Genomic DNA, 1,490 nt, shown 5'->3' with positions numbered 1-1,490 from the left:
TAGGACCAGCCCTTTCAAGGTCTTGTAATTTTCCCCAAATTATAGTTAGTTGAAAAAATAAAGTTGGTAAACGGGGAATAGCTAGAATGATTATAGGTCAAGTGTTTGAGCGTTTTGTAGAAGAAAGTCCGGTTTCGGTCATGGTTCGCGGACTTCTCGAAACAATTTTATGTCCTCAGAAACTTGACGAGTTATTTGAGAAAAGTGCAAAAACTCAGTATACAAAGGAATTACTGTTCTCTACGGTAGTAGAGATGATGAATACAGTCACTTGTGGGATTAGACCTTCAATTCATGCTGCATATCAAGCTAAAACATCACAAAGGAATGTTTCAGTTACTTCTGTCTATAACAAGCTAAATGCAATGGAGACTGATGTAAGCGCTGAATTAGTAAGGGAGACAGGAACTTCAATGGAAGCAATTATTCGGCATTTAAACGGAAGCTTACCAGATTGGCTACCTGGTTATCGGCTTAAAATTTTAGATGGCAATGCAATAGGTGCAAGTGAACATCGTCTAAAACCTCTTCGTGACTGTAACAGTGCGCCTTTACCAGGGCAATCATTGGTGGTACTTGACCCATCTCTAATGCTGGCAATTGATGTTTTCCCTTGTGAAGATGCTCATGCTCAAGAGCGTTCCCTATTACATAAAGTTTTGACAACAATCGAAGAAGATGATGTCTGGATCGCTGACCGAAATTTCTGCACTTTGAACTTTTTGAGTGGTATCGTAGCGAAAAAGGGCTATTTCATCATCCGAGAGCATCAATGTTTTCCTTGGTATGATGCCTCAGAATTTCGCCATATTGGTTCAGTAGAAGGAGGAACAGTTTTTGAACAAACAGTTAAAGTCAGCGATGATGAGGGCTATTTATCGAATATTCGGCGTGTAAAAATAATTTTAGATGAAACTACCCGTGATGGAGACTCAGAAATCTTTATCTTGACTAATCTCTCCACAAAGGTTGCTAATGCTTTAGTTGTGGCTCAAATCTACCGTAAACGTTGGACTATAGAAACTTTATTCCAGATTTTAACTGAAATATTTAATTGCGAAATTAAAACCCTCGGTTATCCTAAAGCTGCTGTGTTTGCTTTTTGCGTTGCCTTGGTTTCCTACAATATCCTTTCTGTTGTCCTAGCTGCTCTGAGAAGTATTCATGGCATTAAAAAAATTGAGCAAGAAGTGTCAAGCTATTATCTCGCTGATGAAATTCGCGGGACTTACCGTGGCATGATGATTGCAATTCCCCCTTCAGAATGGAAGGTTTTTGCAAAAATGAATCTAATTGAACTGACCAACATACTTCGAGACTTGGCAGCTCGCGTTAATTTAGTTGTTTTCGCGTCCCACCCTCGCGCACCAAAAAAGACAAGAAGGGTACTAAAACGTACTCGTCCTTCCAAACGACCCCATGTTTCTACAGCTAAAATTCTATCCCAAAAATAATACCTAAAAGCAGACACCTTGAAAGGGCTGGTCCTA

Annotated in this window: 1 protein-coding gene; it reads left to right on the top strand. The window is 39.6% G+C overall.

Annotated features, from left to right (window positions below; translation table 11 throughout):
* Positions 1–86: 86 nt before the first annotated feature.
* Positions 87–1,454 (top strand): transposase, encoded by a 1,368-nt coding sequence (locus tag ABF638_RS37895; protein WP_435027872.1) that lies wholly within the window; start codon positions 87–89, stop codon positions 1,452–1,454.
* The last annotated feature ends 36 nt before the right edge of the window (positions 1,455–1,490 follow it).

The organism is Nostoc sp. CALU 1950, from assembly GCF_051172895.1.
Lineage (GTDB): Bacteria > Cyanobacteriota > Cyanobacteriia > Cyanobacteriales > Nostocaceae > Nostoc > Nostoc edaphicum_A.
This window is presented reverse-complemented; position numbering and strand designations above follow the sequence as displayed.

What these genes read in the sequence shown, in the direction of transcription:
- ABF638_RS37895 (WP_435027872.1), top strand. Translation starts at nt 87, where the DNA reads ATGATTATAGGTCAAGTGTTTGAGCGTTTTGTAGAAGAAAGTCCGGTT.